General features: G+C 61.3%; 15 protein-coding genes. 9 read left to right on the top strand and 6 right to left on the bottom strand.

The features are described from left to right. Positions 1–90 precede the first annotated feature (90 nt). From PCOSP_RS10860 to PCOSP_RS10850, 3 genes are all read right to left on the bottom strand, one after another. Entirely contained in the window at positions 91–639 is a 549-nt protein-coding gene (locus PCOSP_RS10860; protein WP_139641858.1) for a DUF4174 domain-containing protein, read from the bottom strand. A 302-nt stretch (positions 640–941) separates the two neighbouring features. Next, positions 942–1727, bottom strand: a complete 786-nt coding sequence (locus PCOSP_RS10855; protein WP_139641857.1) for a sulfite exporter TauE/SafE family protein — start codon at positions 1725–1727, stop codon at positions 942–944. A gap of 110 nt (positions 1728–1837) precedes the next feature. Next, positions 1838–2518, bottom strand: a complete 681-nt coding sequence (locus PCOSP_RS10850; protein ID WP_241801798.1) for a hypothetical protein — start codon at positions 2516–2518, stop codon at positions 1838–1840. Positions 2519–2885: 367 nt separating this feature from the next. Here PCOSP_RS10850 and PCOSP_RS10845 point away from each other — a divergent pair, with 367 nt between their 5' ends. After that, positions 2886–4037, top strand: a complete 1152-nt coding sequence (locus PCOSP_RS10845) for an aldose epimerase family protein (RefSeq protein ID WP_139641853.1) — start codon at positions 2886–2888, stop codon at positions 4035–4037. A 213-nt stretch (positions 4038–4250) separates the two neighbouring features. Next, positions 4251–5072 carry an aldo/keto reductase gene (locus PCOSP_RS10840; protein WP_175385327.1) on the top strand — a complete coding sequence of 274 codons (822 nt, stop codon included), beginning with the start codon at positions 4251–4253 and terminating at the stop codon, positions 5070–5072. A gap of 24 nt (positions 5073–5096) precedes the next feature. Here the strand turns inward: PCOSP_RS10840 and PCOSP_RS10835 are convergent, their stop codons facing one another. Further along, positions 5097–6329, bottom strand: a complete 1233-nt coding sequence (locus tag PCOSP_RS10835; RefSeq protein WP_464711126.1) for an MFS transporter — start codon at positions 6327–6329, stop codon at positions 5097–5099. A gap of 338 nt (positions 6330–6667) precedes the next feature. Between PCOSP_RS10835 and PCOSP_RS10830 the strand changes: the two genes are divergently transcribed. Both PCOSP_RS10830 and PCOSP_RS10825 read left to right on the top strand, forming a co-directional pair. Next, on the top strand, positions 6668–6970 hold the full coding sequence (locus PCOSP_RS10830; protein WP_047230570.1) for an IS3 family transposase: 303 nt from the start codon (positions 6668–6670) through the stop codon (positions 6968–6970). Continuing rightward, positions 6967–7803, top strand: a complete 837-nt coding sequence (locus PCOSP_RS10825; protein ID WP_254705043.1) for an IS3 family transposase — start codon at positions 6967–6969, stop codon at positions 7801–7803. The genes PCOSP_RS10830 and PCOSP_RS10825 overlap by 4 nt, the downstream gene beginning before the upstream one ends. 64 nt (positions 7804–7867) lie before the next feature. Here PCOSP_RS10825 and PCOSP_RS10820 read toward each other — a convergent pair whose 3' ends face one another. Together PCOSP_RS10820 and gcvA are read right to left on the bottom strand one after the other, a co-directional pair. Continuing rightward, the gene (locus PCOSP_RS10820) at positions 7868–9190 is read right to left on the bottom strand and encodes a tetratricopeptide repeat protein (protein ID WP_464711124.1); all 1323 of its coding nucleotides are present in this window, start codon (positions 9188–9190) and stop codon (positions 7868–7870) included. Positions 9191–9378: 188 nt separating this feature from the next. After that, positions 9379–10290: a transcriptional regulator GcvA gene (gene gcvA / locus PCOSP_RS10815; protein ID WP_139641843.1), complete on the bottom strand. Its 912-nt coding sequence runs from the start codon at positions 10288–10290 to the stop codon at positions 9379–9381. 138 nt (positions 10291–10428) lie between these two features. On the opposite strand from gcvA, the gene PCOSP_RS10810 reads away from it, so the two are divergent. From PCOSP_RS10810 to PCOSP_RS10790, 5 genes are all read left to right on the top strand, one after another. Then, positions 10429–11202, top strand: a complete 774-nt coding sequence (locus PCOSP_RS10810) for an SDR family NAD(P)-dependent oxidoreductase (protein ID WP_041023110.1) — start codon at positions 10429–10431, stop codon at positions 11200–11202. Positions 11203–11275: 73 nt separating this feature from the next. Then, positions 11276–11617 (top strand): carboxymuconolactone decarboxylase family protein, encoded by a 342-nt coding sequence (locus tag PCOSP_RS10805; RefSeq protein ID WP_217505292.1) that lies wholly within the window; start codon positions 11276–11278, stop codon positions 11615–11617. Positions 11618–11675: 58 nt separating this feature from the next. Next, complete coding sequence (locus tag PCOSP_RS10800) at positions 11676–12344, top strand: cupin domain-containing protein (protein ID WP_464711122.1); 669 nt, start codon at positions 11676–11678, stop codon at positions 12342–12344. Between the two features lie 2 nt (positions 12345–12346). Then, the gene (locus tag PCOSP_RS10795) at positions 12347–13495 is read left to right on the top strand and encodes a flavin monoamine oxidase family protein (protein WP_464711120.1); all 1149 of its coding nucleotides are present in this window, start codon (positions 12347–12349) and stop codon (positions 13493–13495) included. Next, positions 13492–14271, top strand: a complete 780-nt coding sequence (locus PCOSP_RS10790) for an AraC family transcriptional regulator (RefSeq protein ID WP_464711118.1) — start codon at positions 13492–13494, stop codon at positions 14269–14271. The genes PCOSP_RS10795 and PCOSP_RS10790 overlap by 4 nt, the downstream gene beginning before the upstream one ends. The last annotated feature ends 54 nt before the right edge of the window (positions 14272–14325 follow it).

The raw sequence follows: 14325 nt of genomic DNA, 5'->3' as shown, positions 1-14325 counted from the left end.
GCACCGCAACTCCGCCGAAGAACGTATCGCCCTCATCGCGGGCAAGCCTTGCTCCCACAACTGCCGCCAGGGAAGTCATCCCCTTGAAAGTCAATCATCCAACGGCTTCGGCGCAGCCGCAGGCTTGGCTGCCTTGCCGGGTTTCGCGCCCTTCGCATCCTTGGCCGGTGCAACTTCAGGGGCGGGAGGTGGCGCGGGCGGCGTTGCTTCTTTTTCTGCCGCGGGCAGCTTGTCGACGGTGTCGAAGAGTTCCTTCAGTTCGATTGCCCCGGAATGCTCAAGCTTCTTTTCCCCATCCTTGCCCACCAGAATGATCTTGGTCTGGGCACCGGCTCCCAACTTGAGTGAACGGATCAGCGCCATGGTGCTCTGAGGGTCCAGATCCTTGCCGTCGCGCTGCCCGATGGTATTGAGCACGGTGTAGAGCACCATGTTGCGCTCGGAAAAACCCTGCTTGCCCGCCGGCTCATCCAGGGCTTTTTTCAAGCTGACCCACGCAGGATCCACGGTGCTAGGCGCAATGACGACCAGGGAGCGGTATCTACCCGCCTCCGCCACCAGGGGCGAGTCACCATCAGCGGCGAACAGGGGGCCGGCGATGGCCAGCAAGGTTGCCAAGGTCAACGACCGAATGAGCATGCGCCTCTCCTTTTGATATTCACGCTGTACTGATTGCACAGGGCGGCAATTGTTCCGCGAGAGAGTCGCCCAATGCTGCGCCAGCCTGCCATGAAGCTTAGGTCAGCGGGGTCATTGCGCAACCGTGGTGCGGGAGGGAGTCAGTCGATGCAGAGGCAGATACGAACCACTGTGGGAGCGAGCCTGCTCGCGATAGCGGTGGGTCAATCAGCATTGATGTCGACTGACACACCGTCATCGCGAGCAGGCTCGCTCCCACAGGGTCTTGTGGAATTCCTGAGAGCTGTGTGCGGCCACAGCAATCAGAACGCCAATTTGAACCCGATCATCGCCAGCATCACCGCCAGGCACGGGCGCAGCAGTTCGTCGGAGATGCGTCCCGACAAGTGACTGCCCAGGTAGATACCCGGCAACGAGCCAACCAGCAAATAGCCGAGGATGTGCCAGTCCATGTTGCCCATGCTCGCATGGCCCAGGCCGGCAACGAGGGTCAGCGGTACGGCGTGGGCGATTTCGGTGCCAACCAGGCGCTTGGTGACCAGGAACGGGTAGAGAATGAACAAGGCAACGGTGCCCAGGGCGCCAGCGCCAATGGAGGTCAACGCGACCATTGTGCCCAGCACCAGGCCGGTAACGACCGTCAGCACATTGAGTCGCGTGCCGGAGGGATTGTAATGACCGCCAGCGCGATCATGGGCGAATTGCAGCAGGCGCTTCTTGAACAGGATTGCCAGGGCGGTGGCAAACAGCACAAAGCCCAGGGCCTGCTTGATGACGGCGTTCATGGCATCCGGCGAACTGTGCAGGCTGCTGAGAAACCACAGCGTCAGCCCGACCGCCGGCACACTGCCCAGGGTCAGCCAACCGGTGATTGCCCAATCGATATTGCGATTTCTGGCATGCACCAGCACGCCACCGGATTTGGTAATGGCCGCGTACAGCAGGTCCGTACCCACGGCAGTCGCAGGGTTGATACCAAACCACAACAGAATGGGAGTCATCAGCGAACCGCCGCCGACGCCGGTCATTCCGACGATGAAGCCGACCACCAGGCCCGCTACGACTAAACCGACATTACCGAAATCCATCAAACCCGTCTCAGCATAACCGCGTGGAAAATCTCGCCGCGAGCATAGCGATTTTTCTTATAACCGCCCTATAACGTTGTGATCTATCTTTATGCCTTTTCTTCCAAGACCTACTGAACTGGCAAGAAGTTGAGAAACAGCAGGCTCTGAGCGTAGTTCAGCCCGATCCGTCGGTAACGCTCATCCAGCATCTGCGTCAGCAGGTCCAGCCGTGCGACGATTTTCCCGAACTCCACAGCGAAACTCAGGTTGCTGCCCTCCTCCGAGATCTCGTTGGAAAACAGCAGCAGGTTGCCGTCCTTATCCTGTCGCTGGCTGAGTATCCAGGTGGCTTTTTCGATGTTGCGCGCCGCGTTACTGACAAAACGCGGGTCGATGGTGTCGGTCATGTAGAACTCGAGCCGGTTGCCATGGGCCGTCACTAGCATGCTGCCGATGGCATAGATGAAGGCACCGACCCGATCGCCAAGAAACTCCGGGCTCATGGCGTAGCTCAGGGCCGCCAGGTCCTTCTTGCCGCCCAAGGTCGGCAGGGGTTGCTGCTGCTCGATGGCCATGCGCACCTGCTTTTCCGCGATGCGGGCGTCGAGGAAGCCGGATTTGCGCAATTCCTGGGGATTGCGCAGGTAAAGCTTGCTCATCAAGAGGTAGAGGCTTTGCAGATTGTCGTGCATCGATAACGTGGCCATGCGATCGACACTGGTCTGCAAGAACTCCTGGGGACGGGCATTGCTGAACTGAGTGACCATGTCCTGGCCCTGTTGGTGGCTGCAACCACTATTGAGCAGCATCAACACCCCTGCCAGCAGCGCTGGACAGCAACGTCGTAACACTTTCAGACAGTAGGAAACACCAGTCATTGAATCTCGATCAGGACATGGGGAAGCGGTGGGGAGTCGCCGCTTGCTGGCCATGGATAGAGCGGCAAAAAGCCCAAAAGTGCAGTGCTGCGTGTGGAACCTGACGTCTGGGCAAGACTCGCCTCGCTTAATTAGTATTACTTTTTAATTGATAAATTTCGATTTATGGCTATAAATCCCTTCTCAACCCTTAAATAGATAGACTACTGAACAGAAAAACCTTCACCGCTGTCCGACCAAGTAACCGACTCGACCCGCGTTCAAAACAACAACAAAACCACAGGAAGGAAGGTCTACCATGCTTGAATCCAGACATCTGCTCACGGCCCTCGGAGTGTCTCTGATGATCGCCACCTCTGCCTCCCAGGCCGCCGGCCTGACCAATGAACGCACTGCGTTCGGCAAGACCGACGACGGCACCGCGGTGGAAAAATATGTGCTGCGCAACAGTCACGGCATGGAGGCCACGGTCATCACTTACGGCGGGATTCTCCAGTCCTTGATCGTGCCGGACAAACACGGTAAGGCCGCCGACGTGGTGCTCGGTTTCGATGATGTCCAGGGCTACCAGAAGAACGGCAACGTGTACTTCGGCGCGACCATCGGCCGCTTCGGTAATCGCCTGGCCGACGGTGCATTCGAACTGGACGGCAAGCGCTACCAGGTTCCCCAGAATGACCACGGCAACTCCTTGCACGGCGGACCGCAAGGGTTCGACAAACGCGTCTGGAAAGCCGAGCCCCATAACGGCAAGGACTCGGTGGGCGTGACCCTGACCTACCTGTCGGCGGACGGTGAGATGGGCTTCCCGGGCGCATTGAAGACCGATGTCACCTACAGCCTCACCGAACAGAACGAGTTGCGCATCGACTACAAGGCCACCACCGACAAACCCACGGTGCTGAACCTGACCAACCACAGCTATTTCAACCTCGCAGGTGCCGGTAACGGCGATATCCTGAAACAGGTCGCCACCCTGTACGCCACTCACTACACCCCTGTGACCGCCAAGCTCATTCCCACTGGCGAACTGGCGCCCGTGGCCGGCACCCCCATGGATTTCACCAAACCCACCGCCTTCGGTACCCACATCAAGGCCGACCATCCACAACTCAAATTCGCCGAACCTAAGCAAGGTGGCTTCGATTTCAACTGGGTCCTGGACACCCAGGGTGACGTGAAGAAACCGGCCGCAGATGTCTACGATCCGCAGTCGGGGCGCCGCTTGCAGCTCTACACCACCGAACCCGGTGTGCAGCTCTACACCAGCAACTTCCTCGATGGCACCATCAAGGGCAAGCATGGCAAGGTCTATCCGCACTGGGGCGCGTTCACCCTGGAGACCCAGCATTTCCCCGACTCGCCAAACCAGCCGACATTCCCCTCCACCCGGCTTGATCCAGGCCAGACCTACACCCAGACCATGGTGTTGAAGTTCTCCGCGAAATAACCCTCTGATCGCTCCCACATTAGCCGCCAGGAGTGTGGGAGCGAGCCCGCTCGCGATGACGGTGTATCCGTCGACATCCATGCCGATTGCCCCACCGCTATCGCGAGCAGGCTAGCTCCCACAGGGAACGGCGCAGGCCTCCCGTCGATCGAGCTGAACACTTGGTCTATCCTGCTGCCACACGTCTGATGTTCAAGTACATAGGAGACAGGCATGAAGACTCTGGAGTTGGCCGGCGTGTCCGTACCCGTGATCGGTCAGGGCACCTGGCACATGGGTGAGGAACCGTCCGCCCACAAGAAAGAAGTAGCCGCCCTGCGTCTGGGCATCGAACTGGGCATGACCCTGATCGACACGGCGGAAATGTACGCCGAAGGCGGTGCCGAGGCCGTCGTGGGCGAAGCGATCACCGGCCTGCGGGACCAAGTGTTCCTGGTCAGCAAGGTCTACCCCCACAACGCCAGCCGCAAAGGCATCCCACTGGCATGCGAACGCAGCCTGCGGCGACTCGACACCGACTACATCGACCTGTACCTGCTGCACTGGCGCGGCCAATACCCGCTGGAAGAAACTGTCGAAGCCTTCGAACGACTGCGCGAAGAAGGCAAGATCGGCCGCTGGGGTGTATCGAACTTTGATGTGGAAGACCTGGAAGAACTGGCTTCGCCGGCCTGTGCCACCAACCAGGTGCTGTACAACCTGCAGGAGCGAGGCATCGAATTCGACCTGCTGCCCTGGTGCCAGCAACACGCCATGCCGCTCATGGCCTATTGTCCGGTCGGCCAGGGTGGGCGTCTGCTCAAGGACCACACCCTGGGGCAGATCGCCGAGCGCCACGGCGCGACGCCGGCGCAGATCGCACTGGCCTGGCTGTTGCGCCAGGACAAGGTCATCGCCATCCCCAAGGCCGTACAACCGGAACATGTGCGCTTGAACGCCGAAGCGGCGAACCTGCAATTGGCGCCCCAGGACCTGGCCGCCCTGGACCTGATCTTTCCGCAGCCCCAGGGCAAGCAGCGATTGGCAATGGTGTGACGACCACCCCGCCAGGCCGAAGCATCATGCCTGGCGGGAGGAAAGGATGAATCCGGTGACACCCAGTACCGGACCCGGTATCAGTAACCACAGCGCGTCGATACCGATGCGCTCGAACAGCCAGCTGGTGACGGCAATCGAGACAACGGTGATGGCAAAGCCGATGCTGTTCTGGATGGCCAGGGCGCTGCCGACCGCGTCGCGCGGGCAGGCCTGGGCCGCAAGCGCGGAGAACTGCGGCGAGTCGGCCACCACCGATGCGCCCCAGACCCCCAGCAACGCCAACAGGGCCCACACCGGCAAATAGCCCGCACAAAGGACAAACAACAGTCCGCAGGTCCCCGACAGGCTCAACGCTCCCAGCGCCACCTTGGCGCTGCCTGTGCGTTGGGACAACAGGCCACCGAGGATCGCCCCCACCGCCCCCACCGCCATGATGCAGAACGACAGGCCCGCCACACCCAAGGCAGGGAAGGAAGACGCCAACCCGGTACGGCTCACGATCAACGGCACCAGCGTCCAGAACGCGTAGAGCTCCCACATGTGGCCGAAGTAGCCCAGGGTCGCCGCCCGAAAGCGACTGATCCTGAAGGCACCGAGGATCGCTCCTGCTCGCTGGGTCTTGACGGCGCCAGGGACGGAGCCGGCACGGGCGTGAGGCCCCTCGCCCAATACGCCGATCAGGACCGCACCAGCGAGCGCCAGCACCGAGGAAGCGGTGATGATGGCCTGCCACGGCCAATCCGCACCCACCATCCGCAAGGCGTGGGGCAGCGCGGTGCCCAGGGTCAACATTGCCACCAGTTGAGCCAGGGCCAGGCCGGTGCGCTCCGGCGCCCACCCCACGATCAGCTTCATGCCCATGGGGTAGATACCGGCCAACGTGATTCCCACACCGAAACGCAATATGCCACCGCTCAGCAGCCCTTCCGCCAACCAGGCAAAACCGAGGTTGAACAGCGCGCCGGCGATGGCACTGCAGACGAACAAGGTGCTCGCGCGAAAGCGGTCGGCAACACCGCTGAGCGACAGGCTCAACGTGCCGAGAATGAAGCCCAGTTGCACAGCGTTGGTCAACCAGCCGATGTCGGTGGAGGTGGCGCTCCAGGCGCGCATCAGTTCTTCAGCGGTACTGTTGGCACTGAACCACAGCGAGGTGCCAAACAGCTGGGCCACGGCAATCGTCGCCACGGGCCCCATCGAACGGATGAGCAGACCACGCAAACCTGAAGACGTGATGGCTACGGAGAGATTCATGTTCAGGTCACCAGGCCGCAAAATGGATGAATTAAAGGTTCACACTGCATCCCTTGTGGGAGCGAGCCTGCTCGCGATGGCGGCTTCGCATTCAACATCTCTTCACGCTGACCCACCGCTTTCGCGAGCAGGCTCGCTCCCACAGGGGAATGGTGCCGGCCGCGGGGGGTGTGCCCACTGAAGATCCAGTGTGGGAGCGAGCCTGCTCGCGATGGCGCTCTGTCAGTCACATTTGTACCGACTGAATGACCGCCATCGCGAGCAGGCTGAACTGGCCTAATGATTTTGGACACTTCAATCGGGCGCTATGATGGCGCCCAAATCTGAGGTGTTTGGCTATGCGTAAATCTTATTCCAGTGAGTTCAAGCTCAAGGCTGCCAGCATGGTGCTGGACGAAGGCCAGTCAGTTCCTGAGGTCTGTGCCAGTCTGGATATTGGCCCTACTGCCTTGCGCCGTTGGGTCGACCAGGTTCGCAAAGAGCGCTTGGGGTCGACCCCGGAAGGGGCCAAGGCGATTACCGCCGATCAGCGAGAGATCCAGCAGCTCAAAGCGCTGCTCAGGCAAAAAGACCTGGACATTGAAATCCTAAAAAAGGCCAGTGCTCTCCTGCTTTTGGACTCCAAAGATCATTCTCGTTGATCAACGAGCTGGACGAGCAGTACGGCGTTAACAATTGCTGCCGGGCGTTTGGAGTCAACCGCAGCAGCTTTTACGCCTGGCGTCAGCGCCAAGGCAAGGTGAAGCCTGAGCGGGAGAAACTGAAAGCCGTGCTGATCGAACATCACAAGGAATCCAGAGCGTCCGCAGGGTCTCGTACTCTTTCCAAGGAGCTGCAAGCCAAGGGGCATCGCGTTGGGCGCCATATGGCTCGCAGTTTGATGCGCGAAGCCGGTGTTGCCAGTCATCAGCGGCGTCGGCACAAGTACAAGTCTTGCGGCGTGGAAGCGCTGGTGGCGCCGCATGTGCTCAAACGCAAGTTTGATGTCACTGCGATCAACCAAGTGTGGTGCGGCGATGTCACGTACATCAAGGTCGGCAGACGCTGGATGTATTTCGCAGCGGTTTTGGATCTATTTGCTCGTCGGATCGTGGGATGGTCATTTTCAATGATTTCCGACGCCGCTCTGACCTGCGAAGCGTTGCGGATGGCGGTTCAATTGCGAGGGCGCCCAAAAGAGGTGTTGTTTCATTCTGATCAAGGTTGCCAATACACCAGCCACAAATTCAGGAATGAGGTGCGCAAACAAGGGCTTCTGCAAAGCATGAGTCGCAAAGGTGAGTGCTGGGACAATGCCCCGATGGAGCGTTTCTTTGGCAGCCTGAAGTCAGAGTGGGTGCCCGAAGCGGGCTACAGTTCGGAGCATGAAGCCCGCGTGGATGTGCAACGCTATGTGATGCGATACAACAACGTCAGGCTCCATAGCTACAACGATTACCGGTCGCCGGTAGCTATGGAGAAACTGGCGGCGTGAAACCTTAACTGGTGTCCAGAATTACTTGACCAGTTCAGGCTCGCTCCCACAGGGATTGCACCGTTCAGGCTGCGGCAAGCCCGGCCAGCCAGCGGCTGTCCCGTGGCGATGGCCGGCGATGCAAGCGCCGGTTTAGCAGAACCCTGGCCTTCTTCACCTCGCCGGCTCGTATCAGCGCCACCAGCAACGTGTCCTGGACGATTTCCCGTTGGGCGCCACTGCCACCGATGCGCACGACATCCCGGCCCACTGGCTCGAGTAGCTTCGCACAATCAGCATAGCGTCCCTGGGCGAACGCCTGCACGGCGTGACAAAGGGTCGGGGCCACCGGCCCTGCCCGCAGGTGGCCGTGCCGGACCTGCTCACTCAGCACGTTGGCACGCTGTTCGAGGGCATGCTCGTCGCCCGTGACGGCCGCAAGAATAGCCATGTGGAAATCGGCGAAGGGAAAGCCGGGCTGCTGGAAGTGGTTGGACGCATAGCGGGCCGCCTCGTCCCACAGGCCAGCCGGCACCTCGTGTCCGTAGACCTGCAGACGCCACAGGAACGAAGCGCTGTCGCTGACCACATTGATCGGTACCCCGGCGGACACCGAGGGCGCCACCTGTTCGGTATAGAGGCCGAGTGCGGTTTCGGTATCGCCGCGCTCCAATGCCACCAGTGCGCCGTGCCAGGCGATATGACCGTGCAGGATGCCGCTGCGGTCGTAGCCGGGCAACCAGTCCCGGATGATCCCGGCCGTTTCGTCGTTGGCGCCGGACTCATGGAGCACATGCGCCACAGCATGCACCGCGTTGACGTTATTGCGCCGCAGTTCCAGCGCCCGCTGGGTCAGTTCACGGCCGAGGGCGACCTCACCATTCTCGCCATGGGCCCAGCCGCGATAGGTGAGAAACCACCAGTCGTTTTCCGGAAAGTGACGGGCATGCCGCTCGCACAGCTCCACCCGGGCCTGGTCATGGTCAGCCATGCCGGAGAATGCGAACAGCCCGAACGCACCCAGCGGCAGGGACAGGATCACGGTATCCAGGGGCCAGCGGTCCGCGTGCTGCAAGGCACCGGCCAGGGCTTTGGTCGGCTGGCCATCGATGGCGAACCAGAGCACCTGCACATGGCTTCGCTCGCGCTCGGTGCCATTGGCCTGCGCCAGCTCCATCGCCCTGGCGATCCTGGCCTTGGCTTCGCGGGTTTCGGCGCGCACCGCGTGCAAGCGGGCACGGGCGGCATGGGCCAGGGCGAAATCCGGATCGACTGAGATGGCCGCCTCAAGGGTTTCAGCTGCGCCGGGCCATAGGGAAAGCAGCAGGTCCACACCACTGCGATAATGTTCGGCGGCGACGTCAGACGTGGTCGAAAGGGGCAGGCTGTAACGGTCGAGGCAGGCCATTGGCTGCAAGGCTCCTGAGTGTTCCGGTTCAAACGAATGAGGAACATTAGACGTCAAACACGGCCGGCCGGCTTTCGACGAGCCGCCACGTGATGTAGAACAGAAGCCAGTCATGCCGCCAACATGAATAAAAACCCAGGCCCCATGAAAATGCCTCGGGATGCTTGAACGGAGAGCTGGCTCGACCGCTATTTGGCGGCGGTCTCGAACAACCAATCGCGAAAAGCCTTCAACCTGGGCAGGCTCGAACACCCTGGTCGATAGACCACGTAATAGGCCAGGGGCGACTCGAACCTTATCTGCGGGAACAGCCTGACCAGTCGCCCCGCCGCCAGGTCATCGCGAGCCATGACACTGCGAGCCAGGGCCACTCCCTGCCCGTCAATAGCCGCCTGCAAGACTGCCGCCGAGTTATTGATCTTCATCCCACGTGAGGTCGCCACACCGGAAAGGCCCAATTTCTCGACCCACGCCGCCCACGTTGGGAAATCCATATGGCTGTCCATGGACAGGTCATGAATGAGGGTTTCCCGGGCAAGGTCGTCCGGCGCCTGCAGGCGCGCAGCACCCTCCAGCAGTTTGGGCGAACAGACGGGATAGACCTCCTCATCCATCAATTTTTCCGCGACCAGGCCAGGCCAGCTTCCCGGCCCGTACCGCACACCGATGTCGATCCGTTGGGCGAGGAAATCCACGGTCCGCAGATTCGTGTCCAGGCGCACATCCATGTCGGGCCAGGCGGCGTGAAAACTTTCGATGCGCGGCAGCAGCCATTTGGCGGCGAACGCGGGGCTGACCGTGACCGTGAGCACACCGCCATTCGATTCTTCCTTGAGCCTTTCCAGGCCTAGCGTGAGCCTGTCGAAACCGGCCCGAATATCAGGTAACGCATGTTCGGCTGCCTCCGTCGCCACGAGCCTGACCCGCCCGCTGGACGCCCGGTGAAAGAGCGGCGTGCCCAGCCAATCCTCCAGGGAGCGCACCAACTGACCGACAGCGGCAGGGGTGACGTTGAGTTCGGCGGCAGCAGCCGAAAAGCTCTGATGACGGGCACTGGCCTCGAAGGCACGCAAGGCATTGAGGTGGACGGGCATCTTCATGTCGATAAACTTTTTCTTTCTCGGAAGGACACTTTATGTGGTTTGTCGCCTGGAAGGGAAGCCTCGAATAATGGGCTCCAAGGCAGAACAGCGCCGCGTGGCGATCACTGCCAACCATGAAGTCCAGAGAGGTGCGGTATGAGCAATCAATTCAAGGGTAAAAAGCTGCTGGTCGTCGGTGGCACCAGTGGGATGGGCCTGGAAGTGGCCCGGATGGTACTCGCCGAAGGTGGCAGTGCAGTCATCGTGGGCAACCGCCCACAGAAAACCGAAGAAGCCCGCAAGGAGCTGTCCGCCCTGGGCGAGGTCGTCGCGCTAACCGCTGACCTGACCAGCGAAGAAGGCCTGGCCCAACTGACCCGAACCATCGATGAACACCACTGGAACATCGACCTGCTGGTCAATGCGGCCGGTGTGTTTTTCCCGAAACCGTTCCTGGAATACGAAGGTGCGGATTACGACCAGTACATGAAGCTGAACAAGGCTTTCTTCTTCATCACCCAGAAGGTCGCCGCCAACCTGGTGGCCAACGAACGTCCGGGCGCCATCGTCAACATCGGTTCGATGTGGGCCAAGCAGGCGATCGCCGCAACGCCCTCCTCGGCCTATTCCATGGCCAAGGCCGGCCTGCACTCGCTGACCCAGCATCTGGCCATGGAGCTGGCGCCGAAACACATCCGTGTCAACGCCGTTTCGCCAGCCGTTGTACAGACCCCGATCTACGAAGGCTTCATCCCCAAGGCCGACGTCCATAGCGCTCTGCAAGGCTTCAACAGCTTCCACCCGATCGGCCGTGTCGGCACCCCGCAGGACGTCGCCGAAGTCGTGACCTTCCTGCTGTCCGACAAAGCCAGCTGGGTCACCGGCGCCATCTGGGACGTGGACGGCGGCGTGATGGCCGGCCGCAACTGATTCACGACGCACGCTTTTGCGCCGGGTGTCATTGCGACACTCGACCTCAAATCTGAAAGGACCTATCCCCATGATGAATGACTGGAACACTTACCGCACCGCACTGTTGGAACGCGTCGGCGATCTCGCGACGCAAAGCCCCGATATTCTCCGTGGCTTGAACACGATTGACGGCGCGGCCGCCAAGACCGGCCACCTGGAGCCTAAGATCCATGAGTTGATCGCATTGGCCGTGGCCGTCACCACCCGCTGCGACGGTTGCATCACCGTGCACACCAAGAAGGCCGTCGAACTGGGCGCGACCAAGGCAGAGATCACCGAAGCACTGGGCGTCGCCATCGCCTTGAACGCAGGTGCGGCCCTGACTTATTCCGCACGCGTCCTCGAGGCGCACGCCCAACTCCCCAACGCTTGAGCCCTGACGAGGGGGCCGGCTCGCCGGTCTCCTTTCGCCGGCTCCTGGACATTCGCCCATGCTCGTCAATGCAGACTTTTCCCTTCCCGCCACCGTTGCGTCCCGCGACTACCAATGGGTCGCCTCGCCGCAGAGTGGCGTCGAACGCGTCATGCTGGATCGGCTCGGGGGTGAAAAAGCCCGAGCGACCAGTATTGTGCGCTATGCACCACAGTCCATTTTTCCGCCACATCCCCATCCTGGGGGCGAGGAGATCCTGGTCCTGTCTGGGACCTTCTCCGAAGGTGACGAACACCACCCCGCAGGCACTTATCTACGCAACCCTCCAGGATCGGCCCATCAGCCTTTCAGCCGCGAAGGTGCGATCATCTTCGTCAAGCTCTGGCAGATGAAACCTGACGAGCAAGATCCGGTGCGGATCGATACAAACGATCCCCTGGCCTGGCAACAGCAGGACAGTCGGGAAATCTGTCCGCTGTTCTCGGCCAAGGACGAACAGGTCTGCCTGCTACGCCTGCGGCCCGAAGATCCCCTCTTCACCCAAGGCATCGACAGCGCTGAGGTGCTGGTGCTTTCGGGCCAGATCGAAACCGCAGGGCAATCCTTCGAGCGCGGCAGCTGGATGCGCTTGCCACCAGGTGCCTACCCGGACATTACTGCCGGCAACCAAGGTGCCACGGTGTACCTCAAGACCGGGCATCTGCTCGATATGCCCACGGAGGCTTAGGCATGCAAACAGCTCGAATTGCGATCGTCGGGGCCGGCTTGAGTGGCCTGTACGCCGCCTATGCACTGCAGCAAAAGGGCGTCACGGACTATGTGGTGCTTGAAGCCCGGGACGTCCTCGGGGGACGCATCGTCTCCGCTCCCACAACCTTCGCCACGGGTCTGGAACAACCCGGCACCCTGGACCGCTTCGACCTGGGCCCCTCGTGGTTCTGGCCTGGCTACCAACGGCAGCTGGATCGTCTCATCCAGACGCTGAAGCTGCGTCGTTACGAGCAGTACGAGATCGGCGACATGATGGTCGAGCGCCCACGTGACGCTGCGCCTGCGCGCATGCGCGGCTACGTGAATTCACCGCCTTCGATGCGTCTGGAGGGTGGCATGGGCGCCCTTGTCGAGGCCCTGTTCGACGCTCTGGACCCGGCGCGAGTCTTCACCGGACACACCGTGCGCAGCATGTGCCGCACAGAACAGGGCATTGAGCTGGGCAGCACCGACGCCTCAGGCCAGGTCACGACGTGGGGCGTGGAGCAGGTGCTCCTGGCCATGCCGCCGCGGCTGGTGCAGGCCACTGTTGAGTTTTCGCCGGCCCTGCCGCTGGAGCTCGCACGAAGCTGGGCAGCGACCGCTACATGGATGGCCCCCCATGCCAAGTATTTCGCCCTCTTCGATACGCCTTTCTGGCGTGAGCAAGGGCTTTCCGGAGAAGGTCGAAGCGGTGTCGGCCCTTTGGTGGAAATCCACGATGCCTCGATCCCACAAGGCAGCGCTGCGCTGTTCGGCTTCATTGGCGTGCCCGCAACATTTCGCAAGAGCATGCCCGAAAGTGAATTGCGATCACTTTGCCGCGCTCAGTTGGTCCGGATGTTTGGACCTCAGGCGGGCACTCCAAAAGCCGAGTTCCTGAAAGACTGGGCGGCGGAGCCCTTCACCGCCACCGCAGCTGATCTCACGGGTGCGAGCCAACATGCCGCGGCGCCCTCAGCCATGGCAGCCTCAGGGCCCTGGAGTGGATGCCTTGCCGGTATCGCCAGTGAATGGTCGCCGCAGTTTCCCGGCTATGTCGCCGGGGCAGTCGATGCGGCTGATCGGGGCGTTCAGGCAGTGTCGCAGTCCATCACTCAAGGACCTTCTGCCCGAGATCGATCATGAAGTGGGGCACCCTCGAAGCCCCCCATAGCCTCACACCCCCCGCGCCTTTGAAGGTACGTGCCCAGTCCATCCCTGCGCGCCATAGCTTCCCCGAGCACGCTCATGACTGGCACCAGATGGTCTACGCGATTTCCGGCGTGTTGACGGTCAATACACAGGCCGGCTCCTTCATGATCTCGCCGGAACAGGCCGCTTGGCTGCCAACCGGTCTCAGTCACCAGGTCGGCTCGATGTTCGGTGCGGAGTTTCGCAGCCTGTGGATCAGCGATCGCATTCCCTCCGAGCTGCCTGGCGACCGTCCCACACTGTTCGACGTGTCGCCCCTGCTCAAGGCACTGATCATCGAAGCGGCACGGGTGGAAGATGAAGAAGACACCGAGGGCTACACCCGCCGCATCACGCAATTGATCCTCGACCAACTGCGTCGCACCACACCTCTTTCCACCGCCCTGCCCTGGCCCCGTAACCAGGCATTGGCGACGCTGTGCGAAGCCCTTTATGCCGACCCGGCAGACCCGACGGAAATGGACACCTGGGCTCGGAGACTGGGCATGTCCGAGCGGACGCTGGCGCGGCACTTCGTCAGTGAAACAGGCATGAGCTTGCGGACCTGGCGAAGACGACTACGCCTGTTCAGGGCCATCGAACTGCTGGGCGACGGCCTGGACGTGACCCGTACGGCCCTGGAGCTGGGCTATGGTTCCACCTCCGCGTTCATCTACGCGTTTCGCCAGGAATTGGGCAGCAGTCCGCAGGCATATATGCGCGGGGAATAGGCAACGACGAAAGCCCGGGCAAATCACGTCGGTTTCCTCGACATTGCCCGGGAA

The organism is Pseudomonas sp. MAFF 730105 (assembly GCF_055380705.1).
Note: the sequence above shows the minus strand (reverse complement) of the source record. Positions and strands in the feature narration are given on the sequence as shown.